Consider the following 15,622-nt stretch of genomic DNA (forward strand, 5'->3'; position numbering starts at 1 on the left):
GGCAGGGGCCGTCCGTGCGGGAGCGCACGGGCGGCCCTTGTCGTCGGGATCGGGGCCTGCGCACCGTAGGCTCAGGGCGTCCTCGACCCCGACCGCAACAGCACAGGAGAAGACACGCGTGGAGATCTGGCCCGGCGCCCCCTACCCCCTCGGAGCGACGTACGACGGGTCAGGAGTCAACTTCGCCGTCTTCTCCGAGGTGGCCGAGCGTGTCCAGCTCTGCCTCATCGACGACGACGGCGAGCAGACCTGCGTCGAGCTCACCGAGGTCGACGCCTTCGTCTGGCACTGCTACCTGCCGCAGGTGCAGCCCGGCCAGCGCTACGGCTACCGCGTCCACGGGCCCTACGAGCCCGAGCAGGGCCACCGCTGCGACCCGAGCAAGCTGCTCCTCGACCCGTACGCGAAGGCGATCGAGGGCCAGGTCGTCACCGACCCGGCGCTCTTCTCCTACGACTTCGAGGACCCCTCGGTGCGCAACGAGGAGGACAGCGCCGGCAAGACGATGCTCTCCGTCGTCATCAACCCCTTCTTCGACTGGGGCCACGACCGCCCGCCGCGCCACGAGTACCACGAGTCGGTCATCTACGAGGCCCACGTCAAGGGCCTGACGATGACCCACCCCGACGTGCCGGAGGAGATCCGCGGCACGTACTCGGCCATCGCCCACCCGGCGATCATCGGCCACCTCACCGATCTCGGGGTCACCGCGATCGAGCTGCTCCCGGTGCACCAGTTCGTCAACGACACCGGCCTGCAGGACAAGGGCCTGTCGAACTACTGGGGCTACAACACCATCGGCTTCCTCGCCCCGCACAACGGCTACGCCTCGAGCGGGCGCGGCCAGCAGGTCACCGAGTTCAAGACGATGGTCAAGGCGCTGCACGAGGCGGACATCGAGGTCATCCTCGACGTCGTCTACAACCACACCGCCGAGGGCAACCACCTCGGGCCGACCCTGGCCTTCCGCGGTCTGGACAACGCGTCCTACTACCGCCTCGTCGACGACGCCCCCCAGCACTACTACGACACGACGGGCACGGGCAACAGCCTGCTCATGCGCAGCCCGCACGTGCTCCAGCTCATCATGGACAGCCTGCGCTACTGGGTCACCGAGATGCACGTCGACGGCTTCCGCTTCGACCTCGCGGCGACGCTGGCCCGGCAGTTCCACGAGGTCGACAAGCTCTCGGCCTTCTTCGACCTCATCCAGCAGGACCCGATCATCAGCCAGGTCAAGCTCATCGCCGAGCCCTGGGACATCGGTGACGGCGGCTACCAGGTCGGCAACTTCCCGCCCCTGTGGACGGAGTGGAACGGCAAGTACCGCGACACCGTGCGCGACTACTGGCGCGGCGAGGGCGCGACCCTCGGCGAGTTCGCCTCGCGGCTGACCGGGTCCTCCGACCTCTACGAGCACTCGGGCCGCCGCCCCTTCGCGTCGATCAACTTCGTCATCGCCCACGACGGCTTCACCCTGCGCGACCTCTTCTCGTACAACGACAAGCACAACGAGGCCAACGGCGAGGACGGGCGTGACGGCGAGAGCCACAACCGCTCGTGGAACTGCGGCGTCGAGGGGCCGACCGACGACCCCGAGGTGCTCGCGCTGCGCGCCCGCCAGCAGCGCAACATCCTCACGACCCTGCTCCTCAGCCAGGGCGTGCCGATGATCGCCCACGGCGACGAGCTCGGTCGCACCCAGGACGGCAACAACAACGTCTACTGCCAGGACAACGAGACCTCGTGGATGGACTGGGAGCTCGAGCTGCCCGACCAGGAGCTGCTCGAGTTCACCCGCGCGGTCGTCTCGTTGCGCCGTGAGCACCCCGTCTTCCGCCGCCGGCGCTTCTTCGCCGGCCGGGCCGACCACGGCGGTGAGTCCGCGATCGGCGACATCGAGTGGTTCCGTCCCGACGCCCAGCACATGGGTGACGAGGAGTGGGGCGACTCGGCCTCCGGGGCCATCATGGTCTTCCTCAACGGCCAGGCGATCCCCGAGCCGGACGAGCGGGGCAACCCGCTCGTCGACGACGACTTCGTCATGCTCTTCAACTCCAGCCCCGACCCGGTGACCTTCACGCTCCCCGGCGAGGCGTACGGCCAGTGCTGGGTCTGCGTCATCGACACGGCGGCCGACGTCGTCGACGGCGGCGAGCACGACGCCGGCGCCCAGGTCGAGGTCGACGACCGCAGCGTCGTCGTGCTGCGCAACCGGCGCGACGCCGGGGTGACCCCGACCGGCGCCAACCCGCTCGGCTGACCCGAGGGCACGAAGGGGGGTCCCGGCCAGCCGGTCGGGACCCCCCTTCGTCGTCCGGGCGCGAGGCGTGCCGCGTCGTCCGGGCCGGCCGAGCGCTACGGGCGCAGGGCCGCGGTGAGCTCGGTGAGCGAGGTGCGGGGCGAGCCGGCGACGGCCTCGTCGAGCCACCGGCGGTGGGCGTCGCGGACGGCGGGCCACTCGTCGTCGGTGATGGAGAACCACGTCGTGTCGCGGCTGCGCCCCTTGTAGACGAGCGCGTTGCGGAAGGTGCCCTCGAGGGTGAAGCCGAGCCGGGCCGCGGCGGCGCGCGAGGGCGCGTTGAGCGAGTCGCACTTCCACTCGTAGCGGCGGTAGCCGGCGGCGAAGGCGTGCTCGGCCATGAGGTGCATCGCCTCGGTCGCGGCGGTCGTGCGCTGCAGCGGCGGGGCGAAGAGGATGTTGCCGACCTCGACGCTGCCGGCCGCGGTGTCGGTGCGCAGATAGCTCGCCATGCCGACGACGAGGTCGTCGCGGCAGATCGCCAGGGCCCAGGACGCGGGCGCGCGGAGCGCGTCCTGCAGGACGGCCCGCAGCTCGTCCTCGTCACGGGGCGGGTCGGTCTTGAGGTAGGTGAAGAGATTCGGGGGTGCGGCCGGGCCGCCGAGGGCGGACCACAGCGAGGGGGCGTCGTCGACGCGCAGCGGGCGCAGCGTCACGGTGCGTCCGGCGAGACGCTGCGGGCGCAGCGGCTCGCGCGGGGTCCAGCCCGGCAGCGACGGGCCGACGGGCTCACTCACCCTTGACCCGCATCATGCCCTCCTGCGCGACGGAGGCGACGAGCCGCCCGTCCTGCGTGAAGAAGCGACCGGTGCCGAGCCCGCGCCCGCCCTGCGCGGACGGCGAGGTCTGGTCGTAGAGCATCCACTGCGTCGGGTCGACGTCGCGGTGGAACCACATGGCGTGGTCGAGGCTCGCCGGGCGCAGCCGACGGTCGCCCCACGCGAGGCCGTGCCGGCGCAGCACCGGCTCGAGGAGGCTGAAGTCGGAGACGAAGGCGAGCAGCGCGGAGCGCAGGTAGGGGTCCTCGACGGGCTCGGAGATCATCCGCACCCACACCTGCTGGACCGCCTCGCCCGGCTCGCGGGCGGGCCCGGCGAGGTCGCCGGCGGGGTAGCGGTGGTCGAAGGGGCGCTCGGCCAGGCGCTTGGCCTGCGGGACGTCGTACTGGTCGTACACGGCGTTCATCGACGGCAGGCTGTCGGGTCCGGGCACCTGAGGCATCGGGTCCTGGTGGTCCAGCCCGCCGGCCGGGTCCTGGAAGGACGCGGTGAGCGAGAGGATGGGGCGGCCGTGCTGGATCGCGTGGACGCGGCGGGTGGAGAAGGAGCGGCCGTCGCGCATCCGCTCGACGACGAAGCGGATGGGCATCGTGTCGTCGCCCGCGCGCATGAAGTACGCGTGCAGCGAGTGGGGGAGGCGCTGCGGGTGCTCCTCGCGCAGGCTGAGGCTCGACGCGACGAGGGCCTGGGCGAGCACCTGGCCGCCGAAGACGCGGTTGTGCGGCTGCTTGATGCTCGCGCCCTCGAAGACGTCGGCGCCCTCGGTGCCCAGGCTCGTCGAGCGCTCGCCGTCGATGCCGGTCACCTCGATGCGGGCGCTGCCGAGGGGGCGCAGGGTGAGCACGTCGAGCAGCTCGCGCAGGGTGGCGGCCTGGCGCTCGGCGAGGGGACGCTGGTCGGTCACGGGGGTCCTTCGGGTCGGGGGCGCTGGGCGAAGACTAGGCGATGAGGGGGGTGGCGAGGTCGTGGCGGGCGTGCGCCCCCGGGTCGAGCTCGGCCCAGGCGCGGGCCATCCGGTGCACGGCGTCGCGCAGGGTCGGCTCGGGCAGGGTGAAGGGGATGCGCAGATGCCGCTCGAGACCGGGCTCGGGGGCGAAGCGCGGCCCGGGGGCGAGGATCACCCCGTGCCGCTCGGCGGCGACGACGAAGGGGGTCGACACCGGCCCGGGCAGGGTCACCCACAGGCACAGCCCGCCGTGCGGGACGCGGGTGCGCCACTGCGGCAGGTGCTCGTGCAGGGCCGCGACGAGGGTGTCGCGCCGGGAGCGGGCCACCTCGGCGCGCGAGGCGGTGATCTCGTCGTCGTGGGCCATGAGCTCGAGCAGGGCGAGCTGCTCGAGCACGGGGGAGCCGAGGTCGAGGGTCGTGCGCGCCGCGGCGAGCGGCGCCATGAGGCGGGCGGGCGCCCGCAGCCAGCCCACCCGCAGCCCGGACCAGTGGCTCTTGCTCGCGCCGCCGAGGGTGATCGTGCGGCGGTGGTGGGCGGCGAAGGGGGAGGGCACCCCCGGCCCGTCGACCCGGGTCTCGACGAGGGTCTCGTCGACGACGGCGAGCACGTCGTGGCGGGTGAGTGCCCGACCCAGCCGCGCCCGCTCGCCCTCGCCCATGAGGTGCCCGGTGGGGTTCTGGTAGTCGGGCAGGAGCAGGGTGGCGCGAGCGCCGGTGCGCGGCAGGGCGGCCTCCCAGGCGTCGAGGTCCCAGCCGGTCTCGTCGACGGGCATGGCGACGAGCCGGGCGCCGTCGGCGCGCAGGGCCTCCATGCCGTTGGGGTAGGTCGGGCTGTCGAGGAGCAGCCGGTCGCCGGGCCGGAGGAAGGCGCGCGACGCGATGGCGTGGGCACCCACCGCGCCGCTGGTGATCATCACCTCGTCCGCGCTCGTCGGCAGACCGCGCTGGGTGTACCGCGCGGCGACGGCCTCGCGTAGGGCGGGCACCCCGAGCGGGTAGTAGCCCGACCCCTGCAGGTAGGTCGGCCAGCGGGTGAGGGCCTGCTCGTAGGCCGTGTGCATCTGCACCGGCGGCGGCATGACGGCGCAGGTGAGGTCGACGACGCCGGTGTCGCCGCCCTCGATGCGCGGCATGAGGGCGCCGCGGCCGTCGCGGCTCGCGGCGTCGGGCAGGTCGGTGACGGTGCCGGACCCGCGCCGGGAGCTCGCGTACCCCTGCTCGGTGAGCAGGGCGTAGGCCCGCGTGACCGTCGCCCGGCTCACCCCGACGGTCTCCGCGAGCGCGCGCTCGCTGGGCAGCCGCGTGCCGGCCGGGACCCGGCCGTCGTCGACGAGCAGGCGCAGGGCCTCGGCGACGGAGCGGTAGGCGGGGTGGCGCTCCGGTGCGCGGCCGAGCAGGGTCGCCAGCCGGGTGGGAGAGATCGTGCGGGTCATGCGAGCCACTTTGTCATGATTGGCTCTTCTGCGGCAGGGGTCGGCACGGCACCATCGGTCTCATGAACGCACCACGCCGTGTCGCCCTCGAGGCGATGACCCCTCTCGAGCAGCTCCGTGCCGGGCAGACCGCCCGGCGGCTGCCGCAGCTCTTCGTCGGTCTGGCCCTCTACGGCGCCGCGATGGGCATGCTCGTGCGCAGCGAGCTCGGCCTCGACCCCTGGGACGTCTTCCACGACGGCGTGCGCCGTCTCACGGGGCTGAGCTTCGGCACGATCGTCATCGGCGTCGGGGTGCTCGTGCTCGTGCTGTGGATCCCCCTTCGCCAGTGGCCGGGGCTGGGCACGGTCGCCAACGCCGTCGTCATCGGCCTGGCCACCGACGCGACCCTGTCGCTGCTCGACACCCCCGACGGCCTCGTGTGGCGGTGGGTCCTGCTCCTCGGCGGCATCCTCGTCAACGGCTTCGCCGGGGCCCTGTACATCGGCAGCCAGTACGGCCCCGGGCCGCGCGACGGGCTGATGACCGGCATCGCCCGGCGCACCGGCGGGTCGATCCGCCTCGTGCGCACCTCGCTCGAGCTCACCGTGCTGGCGCTCGGCTGGCTGCTCGGCGGGGTCGTGGGTCTGGGCACCGTCCTCTACGCCGTCCTCATCGGACCGACGATCCAGCTCTTCCTCCCCTTCGTCACCGTCGACCTCTCGGCGTCACGGCGCCGTCCTGCGCACGCGGGCGCGCAGCCGGCCGACGCCCCGCTCGAGCCGGTCGCCTCAGCCCTCGAGCCCGAGGGCGAGGGGCAGGACGGCCTCGGCACCCGCGCGGCGCAGCAGCCGGCCGGCGACGGTCAGGCTCCAGCGCGAGTGGACGACGTCGTCGACGAGGAGCACGGGGCCGCCTGCCGTCGCTAGGGCGGAGGCGAGCTCGGGCCCGACCGAGAGGCGGTCCCACACCCCGGCGAGCCGGAAGGCGCTGTTGCCCCCCGGCTCGCCGACCGGTCCGTCCTCGACGAGGTCGAGGGTGCCGAGCATCGTCAGCCGACCGACCTGCGCGAGGCGCTCGGCCACCGACCCGACGAGCAGGGGGTGTCGCCGCGAGGGCATCGCGACGACGCCGACCGGGCGCTGCGCCCACGGCCACGCGGCGAGCACCTGGACGAGCGCGCGGGTCATCGGCTCGGGCACGGGCGCGTCGGGCGCGGCGAGCACCTCGCGCACCCGGGGTCCCCACCCGAGGTCGGTCGTGCGGGCGAGGGCCCGGCCCTCCTCGACCTGCTCCTCGGCCGGGATCCGGCCCTTGACCTCGACGCCGAGCCGCGGCATCCCGGTCGGCCACGAGACCCGCGGGTCCAGCGGCACACCCGGACGCTGCAGCGCCTGGCTCGCGCTCGTGCGGGCATCGGCGGCGACGCCCTGCGGCACCCAGCCGGGGTCGCACACGTCGCACCGCCCGCACGGCTGCGCGCTCGGGTCGTCCAGGCAGGCCTGGAGGTAGGCCATCCGGCAGGTCGTCAGGGTGAGGTAGCGCCGCATCGCGTCCTGCTCGTCGCGACGGGCCTGGTCGACCCGGGCGTAGCGCTCGCCGTCGTAGGTCCACGGCTGCCCGGTGCTGATCCACCCGCCCTGGACGCGGCTCACGGCGCCGTCGACGTCGAGGACCTTGAGCAGCAGCTCCAGACGGGTGCGTCGGATGTCGACAGCGGTCTCGAGCGCAGCGGTCGAGACGGGTCGGCCGGCCTCGGCGAGGGTGCGCAGGACGACCTCGGCCTGGTCCTCGCGCGGCATCGACGCGGAGGCGAAGTAGCTCCAGATCGAGCTGTCCTCGTGGCCGGGCAGGAGCACGACGTCGGCGCGGTCGGTGGCGCGGCCGGCACGACCGACCTGCTGGTAGTAGGCGACCGGCGACGAGGGCGCTCCCAGGTGCACGACGAAGCCGAGGTCGGGCTTGTCGAAGCCCATGCCGAGCGCGCTCGTCGCGACGAGGGCCTTGACGTCGTCGCGTCGCAGCGCCTCCTCGAGCCGGGCGCGGTCCTCGGCGTCGGTGCGGCCGGTGTAGGCGGCGACCGTGTGGCCGGCGTCGCCGAGGGCCCGGGCGACGTCCTCGGCGGCCGAGACCGTGAGGGTGTAGATGATGCCGCTGCCGGGCAGGTCGTGCAGGTGCGTCGTCAGCCAGGCGAGGTGCTCGTCGGGACCGGCGACCGGCAGCACGCCGAGGCGCAGGGAGTCGCGGGCCAGCGCCCCGCGCACCGTCGTCACGTCGTGGCCTCCGGCCCCGAGCTGCTCGGCGACGTCGGCGACGACGCGCGCGTTGGCGGTCGCGGTCGTCGCGAGCACCGGGGTGTCCTGCGGCAGGCGCTCGAGCAGGTCGGCGATGCGCCGGTAGTCCGGTCGGAAGTCGTGGCCCCAGTCGGAGATGCAGTGCGCCTCGTCGACGACGACGAGGCCGCAGCGGCGCACGAGGTCGGGCAGCTGCTCCTCGCGGAAGCGGGGGTTGTTGAGCCGCTCGGGGCTGACGAGGAGCACGTCGACCTCGTCGGCGGCCAGCGCCGAGCGCACGTCGTCCCACTCCTGGGCGTTGGCCGAGCTCATCGACACCGCGCGCACCCCGGCGCGGTGGGCGGCGGCCACCTGGTCGCGCATGAGCGCGATGAGGGGCGAGACGATGAGCGCCGGGCCCGCGCCCCGGGCACGCATGAGCGAGGCGGCGACGAAGTAGACCGCCGACTTGCCCCACCCGGTGCGCTGCACGACGAGCGCCCGGCGCCGGTGCTGGACGAGGGCGGCGATCGCCTCGAGCTGCCCGTCGCGGAAGTCGACGTCCTCGCGCCCGACGAGACGGCGCAGGGCGGCACGGGCGGCCTGCGCGACCTGGGGGTCGACGTCGACGTGCGTGCCGTCGGTGCTCGCGAGGTCGGTGGGAGCGGGGGAGGAGCTCATGTCCTCCACCGTAGGCGAGGGGTGCGACGGCGCCGCCCGGACGCCCGCCGGGCACCGCTGCCCGGCGCCCGCTGGGCAGCGCCGCCGGGCTCCCTGCCGGGCTGGGAGGATGGCGCCATGCCGATCACCACGACCCTCGTCCCCCTTCGCTGGAGCGACATGGACGCGTACGGGCACGTGAACAACGTCCAGTACCTGCGGCTGCTCGAGGAGGCGCGGATCACCGCCTTCGCGCAGTGGTTCGGGTCGGGGTCGGAGGAGATGCTCCAGGGCGGGGTCATCGTCGCGCGGCAGGAGATCGAGTACCTGCGCCCGCTCGTCTACCGCCTCGCCCCCGTGCGCATCGACCTGCGGGTGAGCCAGATCGGGGGCGCGAGCTTCGAGGTGGGCTACGAGGTGCGCGACCCCGAGGACGTCGGCGACGCGGTGTACGCCCGGGCCGAGACGACGCTCGCGGCCTTCGACCTCGCCACCGAGCGGCCGCGGCGCCTGCCGCAGACCGAGCGCGACGCCCTGCGCGCGCAGCTCGAGGCCCCCGTCGCGCTGCGGGGTCGGCGATGAGCGCCCTCGTGCTCGCCGACGAGCAGGTCGGCGCCGACCTGGCCACCTACGTCGGCCGCGCGAAGCGTCACGACGAGGACGGCGCCGCCCGGCTGCAGGCCCTGCCCGCGGGCGACGCCGGCGTCCTCGCCGTGTGGACGTGCGTGCTGCCCGGGGCCGGTCTGACCCGTGCGGGCCTCGTGCTCGGCCTGCGCACCCTGCCCCTCGGGGCACCTCCCGAGCCCCTCGACACCGTCGTCGCGCTCGCCGCCCTCACCGACCGGCTGGCCCGCAGCGGCACGGGGTCCGCCGAGCTCCCCGTGCCGCCGACGACCGTCGCCGCGTCGTGGGCGGCCGTGAGCCCGCCCCGCGGGGGCTGGGAGCCGGTCGGGTCGCTCCCCGCCTCGCGGCTGTACGACACCGCCACCGCCGGCATCGTCGAGGTCGCGACGGGCACCCCGCAGGGCGCGGGCTCGAGCGCCGTCGCCGACCTGCGCTCGCGCGTCTGGGGTCGTCGCGTCGAGGTCCCCGGCGGGTCTGACGGCGCGTCGGTCCCGGCGGGCGCAGCCTTCGGGATGCACGTCCTGGGCTTCCTCGGCGAGGACCCCGTGACGGTCCACGCCCAGGGCCCGTGGGTCCGGCTCACCTCCCGGGCCGGCTACGTCCTCGCGCGCTGACCCCCCTTCGTAGGCTGGTGCCGTGAGCACCGACCCCACGACCATCCCCGCTGACCTCGACGACGCGGCCCTGGCCGCCGAGCTCGTCGACCGGGCCGGCGCACTCGCCGCGGCGATGCGTGCGGAGGGCCTCACCGGCGCCCGCAAGACGTCGGTCTCCGACGTCGTCACGGCCGCCGACCACGCCGCCGAGGAGCTCGTCGTCTCGGTCCTGGCCCGGCTACGGCCCGACGACGGAGTCGTCGGCGAGGAGGGCGCGGAGGCGCCCTCGCGCAGCGGGCGGACCTGGGTCATCGACCCCGTCGACGGGACGTACAACTTCTTGGCCGGGATGGCCTACTGGTGCAGCGCGCTCGCGCTGCGCGACGGCACGGGCGTCGTGCTCGGCGCGGTGCACCAGCCGGTGACGGGGGAGCGGTGGCTCGGTGGCCGTGACCTGCCGACGAGCCTCGACGGCGCACCGCTGGAGCCCCTCGCCGACCTGCCGCTCGAGGAGGTCTGCCTCGCGACCTACCTCCACCCGACGCGTCTGGCCGACCCCGCCCTGCGCGAGCCGTGGCTCGCCGCGTGCGAGGGGGCGGCGACGGTGCGCATGCTCGGGTCGGGCTCGTGCGACCTCGCCGCGGTCGCTGCCGGCCGCGTCGGCGTGTGGGCGCAGCCCCTCGTGCCCGCGTGGGACTGGCTGCCCGGTGAGGCCCTCGTCCTCGGCGCGGGCGGGCGCACGGCCCAGGTCGACGTCCGCGGCACGACATGGAGCGTCGCCGGCCGCCCCACCGCCGTCGAGCAGGTCCTCTCCGCCCTCACCCGCTGACCCGCCGCCACAGCTTTCCCGCCCAGGGCGGGAAGGTTCGACATCGGGAAAGAGATGTTCTTGCCCGAGGTCGCATGTTCCCGCCCTGGGCGGGAAAGTGCGAAGGGGGGCGGAGCCGTCCGTCAGTCGTCGGCGAGGGGGGTGCCGCGCTCGGCGAGGACGTCGCGCAGGACCTCGATCCGGTCGCTGACGATGCCGTCGACGCCGAGGTCGAGGAGGCGGTGCATCTCGTCGGCGTCGTCGATCGTCCACACGTGGACGTGCTTGCCGGTCGCGTGGGCCGCGCGCAGCAGCGCCGGGGTGACGAGGGTGATCGGGCGGCGCCCGAGGAGGTGCTGGACGGGGATCTGCAGCGCCTGCGCGGGGGAGTGGAGCAGGCGCGAGAGCACCCCGGGCAGCAGGCGCATGCCGGCGACTCCCGCGGGCCCGGCCGAGGTCGCCAGCCGTGGCCCGAGCAGGCGCCGCGCCGCGCGCAGCCGCTCGTCGGAGAAGGACCCGACGCACACCCGGTCGATCGCCCCGTGACGCCGCACGACCTCGGCGAGCGGCGCGACCGCGCCGGGCGCCTTGACGTCGATGTTGAAGCGGATCGTCGGGAAGCGCTCGAGCAGCTCGTCCATGAGCGGCACCGCGTCACCCGCCGGCGTGCGGGCCCGGCTCACGCGCGACCACGGCAGCTCGGCGAGCGAGCCGACCCCGTCGGTCACCCGGTCGAGCACCGCGTCGTGGAAGGCGACGAGCCGCCCGTCGGACGTCGCGTGCACGTCGGTCTCGAGGTAGCGGTAGCCCATGGCGACCGCCTCCTCGAAGGCTGCCGCCGTGTTCTCGCGCCCGACGTTCGGCTCGTACCCGGCCCCACCGCGGTGCGCGAGCCCGATGGGGGTCTGCGCCTGGAAGTACGGGTAGTCCGACGCCGGTCGGGCCACCCGGGCCGAGAGCATCAGCCCTCGCTCGCCAGGGCGGCCCACACGGCCGTGTCGCTCGGGACCTGGCCGTCGGCGAGCGGCCCGGAGGCGACGAGCACCTCGGCGCCGGCCGGCAGCGCGACGGTCGCGTCACCGAGGTTGGCCAGGACGAGCGTGCTCTCGCCGACGACGAAGGCGACGACGTCCTCGCCGAGCCCGTCGACGTGGGCCAGCGAGCCGCGGCCGAGGGCGCGCTCGCGGCGCACCGACAGCAGCCGGCGGTAGAGCTCGAGGGTCGAGCCCTCGACGCCGGTCTGGCGGTCGACGGCGAGCTCGCCGTAGGACGGCGGTTGCGGCAGCCACGTGCGCCCGCTCGGGCCGAAGCCGTACCCGGGGGCGTCGCCCTCCCACGGCATCGGCACGCGGCAGCCGTCACGACCGAGCTCCTCGCCGCCGGTTCGGCGGAAGGTCGGGTCCTGGCGGTACTCGTCGGGCAGGCTCGTGTGCTCGGGCAGCCCGAGCTCCTCGCCCTGGTAGACGTACGCCCCGCCGGGCAGCGCGAGCATGAGCGTCGTCGCGGCGCGGGCCCGGCGCAGCCCGAGCTCGGCGTCGGGCTGGGGGTCCTCGGCGCCGATGCCGTTGGGGCGCGGGCCGTCCTGCGGCAGCCCGAAGCGGCTCGCGTGACGCACGACGTCGTGGTTGCTCAGCACCCACGTCGAGGGCGCGCCGATCTCGTCGTAGACCCGCAGCGAGGTCTCGACGACCTCGCGCAGGGCGCCGGCGTCCCACCGGGTGTCGAGGAAGTCGAAGTTGAAGGCCTGGTGCATCTCGTCGGGGCGCACGTACCGGGCGAGACGCTCCGGCGGGCGCACCCACGCCTCGGCGCACAGGATCCGCTCGGGGCCCTCGGTGTAGGAGTCGAGCACCCGGCGCCAGTCGCGGTAGATCTCGTGCACGCCGTCCTGGTCCCAGTACGGGCTGTCGGCGGTGTTGTTCTGCTGGAGCATGTGCTCGCGCGGCGCGTAGTCGGGCAGCCCCTCGGCCTTGACGAGGCCGTGGGCGACGTCGACGCGGAAGCCCGCGACGCCTCGGTCGAGCCAGAAGCGCAGCACGGACTCGAACTCCGCGCGCACCTGCGGGTTGGTCCAGTCGAGGTCGGGCTGACCGGTGTCGAAGAGGTGGAGGTACCACTGGCCGGGCTCGCCGTCGGCCTCGGTGACACGCGTCCACGCGGGCCCGCCGAAGACGGAGGTCCAGTCGTTCGGCGCCTCGCTGCCGTCGCCGCGCCCCTCGCGGAAGATGTAGCGGGCCCGCTCGGGGGAGCCGGGCGCGGCGGCCAGGGCGGCCTGGAACCACGCGTGGTCGACCGAGGTGTGGTTGGGCACGAGGTCGACGACGACCTTGAGGTCGAGCTCGGCGGCGCGGGCCATCATCGCGTCGACGTCGTCGAGGTCGCCGAAGAGCGGGTCGATGTCGCGGTAGTCGGCGACGTCGTACCCGGCGTCGCGCTGCGGCGAGACGTAGAAGGGGGAGAACCACACCGCGTCGACCCCGAGGGCGCGCAGGTGGGGCAGGCGGGCCGTGATGCCCGCGAGGTCGCCGACGCCGTCGCCGTCGCCGTCGGCCCAGCTGCGGGGGTAGACCTGGTAGATCACGGCGTCGCGCCACCACGCGGCGTCGGCCGGGGCACCGGCGTGCAGGGGGGTGGTCTGCAGGGTCGTCGGGGACGCAGTCATGCGCAGATCGTCGCAGCGCGGGACCCGTCGGTGCAAAAGGGCGTCGGACCCTCATCCCACGGCCCAGCCGCCCCGGGCGCCCGGGCCGTCGACCCGGCGGAATGGCTCGGCCTCCCGCCGGGTTGGCATGAGCATGCGAGCGATCACCTATGACCAGTACGGCGACGACAGCGTCCTGCAGCTCACCGAGCGCGAGACGCCGAAGGTGGGACCGAGCGAGGTCCGCATCCGCGTCACCCGGGCGAGCGTCAACCCCGTGGACTGGAAGGTCATGTCCGGCGGGCTCGACCCCCTCCTCGACGCGCACTTCCCCGTCGTGCCCGGCTGGGACGTCGCGGGCGTCGTCGACGCCGTCGGCCCCGACACCCCCGAGCACGCCGTCGGCGACCGGGTCGCCGCGTACGCGCGCAAGCAGGTCGTCTCGGGCGGCACCTACGCCGAGTACGTCACCGTCGCCGTCGACGACGTCGCGGCCGTGCCCGACGCCGTGAGCGACGACGACGCCGCGGCGCTGCCGCTCGCGGGCCTGACCGCCCAGCGCGTCCTCGAGACCCTCGAGATCGGCTCGGGCGACGTCGTCCTCGTCCATGCGGCGTCCGGCGGTGTCGGTCACCTGCTCTCGCAGCTCGCCGTCGGGGCCGGCGCCCGGGTCATCGGCACCGCCTCGGCCCGCAACCACGAGCGGCTGCGCGCCCTGGGCGTCGAGCCGGTCGAGTACGGCGACGGCCTCGTCGAGCGCGTCCGCGAGCTCGCGCCCGAGGGCGTCGACGCGGTCGCCGACCTCGTCGGCGGGGTCCTCGACGACAGCCTCGCGCTGCGTCGCGACGGCGGGCGGCTGGCCTCGATCGCGGACGCCTCGGTCGAGGAGCACGGCGGCCGCTGGGTCTGGGTGCGCCCCGACGGCCCCCGGCTGGCCCGTCTGCTCGACGAGGTCGCCGCCGGGCGTCTGCACGTCGAGGTCGACCGGGTGGTCCCGCTCGAGCAGACCGCCGACGCCTTCGCCGCGAGCCGTGACGGCTCGGCGGCCGGCAAGATCGTCCTCTCGGTCAGCGACCCCGCCGTCGCCTGACCCACCACGCACGAAGGGGGACCCCCGACCGGCCGGTCGGGGGTCCCCCTTCGTCGTGCTCAGGGCGGCGCCGTGCTCAGAGCCGGTTGCCCTCGTCGTCGGAGTTGACGAGCATGTGCGCGGCTCGGAAGAAGTAGTCGCGCATCTGCTCGGCGTGCGCCTCGGGCAGGTCGACCTGGTCCATCGCCGCGTACATGTGGCGCAGCCAGCGGTCGCGCATGTCGAGCGTCACGGCGAAGCCGACGTGCCGCATCCGCAGGCGCGGGTGCCCGCGCAGCTCGTTGTACGTCGAGGGCCCCCCGAAGTACTGCTCGAGGAACATCCGCAGGCGCACCTCGGCTGGACCGAGGTCCTCCTCGGGGTAGAGGGCGCGCAGCTCGGGGTCCTCACGGACCCCCTCGTAGAAGGCGTGGACGAGGGCGACGAAGGTCTCGTGACCACCGACCTGGGAGTAGAAGGTCTCGCCGGGCTGGACGAACATGCGTCCAGTCTCTCAGGCGGCACGGGGGCGGGCCGAGCCCGCCCCCGTGCCGTGCCCGAGGTGCGCCGGGCTCAGACCGTGGCGACCGGGGGGAAGGGCGGGCCCTTGACCCCTTCGCGGTCGAAGGCGTCCTTGACCCGGCGCCGGATCTCGCGCTGGACGCCCCAGTGCTCGTCGGGCGCGCAGCGCGCGAGGACGCGCATCGTCACCGTGCCGCCGGTGATCGACTCGACGCCGAGCAGCTGCGGCGGGTCGAGCACCGCGGCGGACCACTCCGGCTCGTCCTCGAGACCGGAGATCGCCTCGCGGATGATCCGCCCCACCCGGTCGACGTCCTCGCGGTAGGAGAAGGGCAGGTCCACCGTCGCGGTCGACCACCCCTGCGAGCGGTTCGCGATGCGGATGATCTCGCCGTTGCGGACGTACCAGACGACCCCCTGCGCGTCGCGCAGCCGGGTGATCCGCAGGGTGACCTCCTCGACGGTGCCGATGGCCTCGCCGGTGTCGACGAGGTCGCCGACGCCGTACTGGTCCTCGAGGATCATGAAGACCCCGGAGAGGAAGTCCTTGACGAGGCTCTGCGCGCCGAAGCCGAGCGCGACACCGCCGACGCCCGCGGACGCCAGGAGCGGCGCGAGCGGGATGCCGAGGAGCGCCATCACCGTGAGCAGGGTGATGAGCGAGATGACGAAGGTGACGACCGAGCGCAGCAACGAGCCGAGCGTCAGCGTGCGCTGACGGTGCCGCTCGGTGTTGATGCCGGCCTTCGTCGCCACCATGCCGACGGCGGAGCGCCCGCGGTCGACGATGCGGCCCTCGCGACGCGAGACGGTCGTGTCGACGAAGCCGCGGATCGCCCGGTGCAGCACGGCCCGGGCGACCACCGCGGCGACGACGGTGACGAGGATCTGCAGCGGCACGCCGGAGAACCAGCCCCAGGCGTCCTGGGCGGTCACCGCCGCCATGCTGCTCGCGCCCTCGCTGACGGGGGACAGGGTCGAGCTCGTC

13 protein-coding genes and 1 pseudogene are annotated in these 15,622 nt (G+C 74.4%); 6 read left to right on the forward strand and 8 right to left on the reverse strand.

Annotation, left to right across the window (positions count from 1 at the left end; translation table 11 throughout):
- The first annotated feature begins 118 nt into the window (after window positions 1–118).
- The gene (gene glgX / locus LIV55_RS15200; RefSeq protein WP_229300806.1) at window positions 119–2,263 is read left to right on the forward strand and encodes a glycogen debranching protein GlgX; all 2,145 of its coding nucleotides are present in this window, start codon (window positions 119–121) and stop codon (window positions 2,261–2,263) included.
- A 95-nt stretch (window positions 2,264–2,358) separates the two neighbouring features.
- On the opposite strand, the gene LIV55_RS15205 is transcribed toward glgX, so the two are convergent.
- Genes LIV55_RS15205 through yczR form a run of 3 tightly spaced genes read right to left on the reverse strand, consistent with a single transcriptional unit; the run spans window position 2,359 to window position 5,462 of the window.
- Window positions 2,359–3,039, reverse strand: coding sequence for a GNAT family N-acetyltransferase (locus LIV55_RS15205; RefSeq protein WP_229300807.1), 681 nt, complete (start codon window positions 3,037–3,039; stop codon window positions 2,359–2,361).
- Window positions 3,032–3,985 (reverse strand): acyl-CoA thioesterase, encoded by a 954-nt coding sequence (locus tag LIV55_RS15210; protein WP_083968588.1) that lies wholly within the window; start codon window positions 3,983–3,985, stop codon window positions 3,032–3,034. Before LIV55_RS15210 ends, LIV55_RS15205 begins: the two co-directional genes overlap by 8 nt.
- Window positions 3,986–4,019: 34 nt before the next feature.
- Window positions 4,020–5,462, reverse strand: a complete 1,443-nt coding sequence (gene yczR, locus LIV55_RS15215; protein ID WP_229300808.1) for a MocR-like transcription factor YczR — start codon at window positions 5,460–5,462, stop codon at window positions 4,020–4,022.
- Window positions 5,463–5,557: 95 nt separating this feature from the next.
- On the opposite strand from yczR, the pseudogene yczE reads away from it, so the two are divergent.
- Window positions 5,558–6,133 (forward strand): annotated as a pseudogene (gene yczE, locus LIV55_RS17355) (membrane protein YczE); the annotation flags it as partial.
- A gap of 99 nt (window positions 6,134–6,232) precedes the next feature.
- Here the strand turns inward: yczE and LIV55_RS15225 are convergent.
- Window positions 6,233–8,395, reverse strand: a complete 2,163-nt coding sequence (locus LIV55_RS15225; protein WP_229300809.1) for a RecQ family ATP-dependent DNA helicase — start codon at window positions 8,393–8,395, stop codon at window positions 6,233–6,235.
- 117 nt (window positions 8,396–8,512) lie between these two features.
- Between LIV55_RS15225 and LIV55_RS15230 the strand changes: the two genes are divergently transcribed.
- Genes LIV55_RS15230 through LIV55_RS15240 form a run of 3 tightly spaced genes read left to right on the forward strand, consistent with a single transcriptional unit; the run spans window position 8,513 to window position 10,423 of the window.
- The gene (locus LIV55_RS15230) at window positions 8,513–8,956 is read left to right on the forward strand and encodes an acyl-CoA thioesterase (protein WP_191563923.1); all 444 of its coding nucleotides are present in this window, start codon (window positions 8,513–8,515) and stop codon (window positions 8,954–8,956) included.
- On the forward strand, window positions 8,953–9,612 hold the full coding sequence (locus tag LIV55_RS15235; RefSeq protein ID WP_229300810.1) for a DUF8185 domain-containing protein: 660 nt from the start codon (window positions 8,953–8,955) through the stop codon (window positions 9,610–9,612). Before LIV55_RS15230 ends, LIV55_RS15235 begins: the two co-directional genes overlap by 4 nt.
- Window positions 9,613–9,634: 22 nt before the next feature.
- Entirely contained in the window at window positions 9,635–10,423 is a 789-nt protein-coding gene (locus LIV55_RS15240) for an inositol monophosphatase family protein (protein ID WP_229300811.1), read from the forward strand.
- A 122-nt stretch (window positions 10,424–10,545) separates the two neighbouring features.
- Here the strand turns inward: LIV55_RS15240 and LIV55_RS15245 are convergent, their stop codons facing one another.
- Window positions 10,546–11,364, reverse strand: a complete 819-nt coding sequence (locus tag LIV55_RS15245; protein WP_229300812.1) for a glycerophosphodiester phosphodiesterase family protein — start codon at window positions 11,362–11,364, stop codon at window positions 10,546–10,548.
- Window positions 11,364–13,064, reverse strand: coding sequence for a glycoside hydrolase family 13 protein (locus tag LIV55_RS15250; protein ID WP_229300813.1), 1,701 nt, complete (start codon window positions 13,062–13,064; stop codon window positions 11,364–11,366). The genes LIV55_RS15245 and LIV55_RS15250 overlap by 1 nt, the downstream gene beginning before the upstream one ends.
- 133 nt (window positions 13,065–13,197) lie before the next feature.
- On the opposite strand from LIV55_RS15250, the gene LIV55_RS15255 reads away from it, so the two are divergent.
- Window positions 13,198–14,133: an NADP-dependent oxidoreductase gene (locus tag LIV55_RS15255; RefSeq protein WP_229301006.1), complete on the forward strand. Its 936-nt coding sequence runs from the start codon at window positions 13,198–13,200 to the stop codon at window positions 14,131–14,133.
- 76 nt (window positions 14,134–14,209) lie between these two features.
- Here LIV55_RS15255 and LIV55_RS15260 read toward each other — a convergent pair whose 3' ends face one another.
- Together LIV55_RS15260 and LIV55_RS15265 are read right to left on the reverse strand one after the other, a co-directional pair.
- A complete protein-coding gene (locus LIV55_RS15260; protein WP_068273781.1) occupies window positions 14,210–14,614 on the reverse strand; it encodes a globin in 405 nt (134 codons plus the stop codon).
- A 71-nt stretch (window positions 14,615–14,685) separates the two neighbouring features.
- Window positions 14,686–15,579: a mechanosensitive ion channel family protein gene (locus LIV55_RS15265; protein ID WP_372456526.1), complete on the reverse strand. Its 894-nt coding sequence runs from the start codon at window positions 15,577–15,579 to the stop codon at window positions 14,686–14,688.
- Window positions 15,580–15,622: the final 43 nt, after the last annotated feature.

It is taken from the genome of Janibacter melonis (assembly GCF_020567375.1).
In the GTDB taxonomy this organism is placed as follows: Bacteria; Actinomycetota; Actinomycetes; order Actinomycetales; family Dermatophilaceae; genus Marihabitans; species Marihabitans melonis.

What these genes read in the sequence shown, in the direction of transcription:
- yczR (WP_229300808.1), bottom strand. Translation starts at nt 5,462, where the DNA reads ATGACCCGCACGATCTCTCCCACCCGGCTGGCGACCCTGCTCGGCCGC.
- LIV55_RS15225 (WP_229300809.1), bottom strand. Translation starts at nt 8,395, where the DNA reads ATGAGCTCCTCCCCCGCTCCCACCGACCTCGCGAGCACCGACGGCACG.
- LIV55_RS15230 (WP_191563923.1), top strand. Translation starts at nt 8,513, where the DNA reads ATGCCGATCACCACGACCCTCGTCCCCCTTCGCTGGAGCGACATGGAC.
- LIV55_RS15235 (WP_229300810.1), top strand. Translation starts at nt 8,953, where the DNA reads ATGAGCGCCCTCGTGCTCGCCGACGAGCAGGTCGGCGCCGACCTGGCC.
- LIV55_RS15245 (WP_229300812.1), bottom strand. Translation starts at nt 11,364, where the DNA reads ATGCTCTCGGCCCGGGTGGCCCGACCGGCGTCGGACTACCCGTACTTC.
- LIV55_RS15250 (WP_229300813.1), bottom strand. Translation starts at nt 13,064, where the DNA reads ATGACTGCGTCCCCGACGACCCTGCAGACCACCCCCCTGCACGCCGGT.
- LIV55_RS15255 (WP_229301006.1), top strand. Translation starts at nt 13,198, where the DNA reads ATGCGAGCGATCACCTATGACCAGTACGGCGACGACAGCGTCCTGCAG.
- LIV55_RS15260 (WP_068273781.1), bottom strand. Translation starts at nt 14,614, where the DNA reads ATGTTCGTCCAGCCCGGCGAGACCTTCTACTCCCAGGTCGGTGGTCAC.
- LIV55_RS15265 (WP_372456526.1), bottom strand. Translation starts at nt 15,579, where the DNA reads ATGGCGGCGGTGACCGCCCAGGACGCCTGGGGCTGGTTCTCCGGCGTG.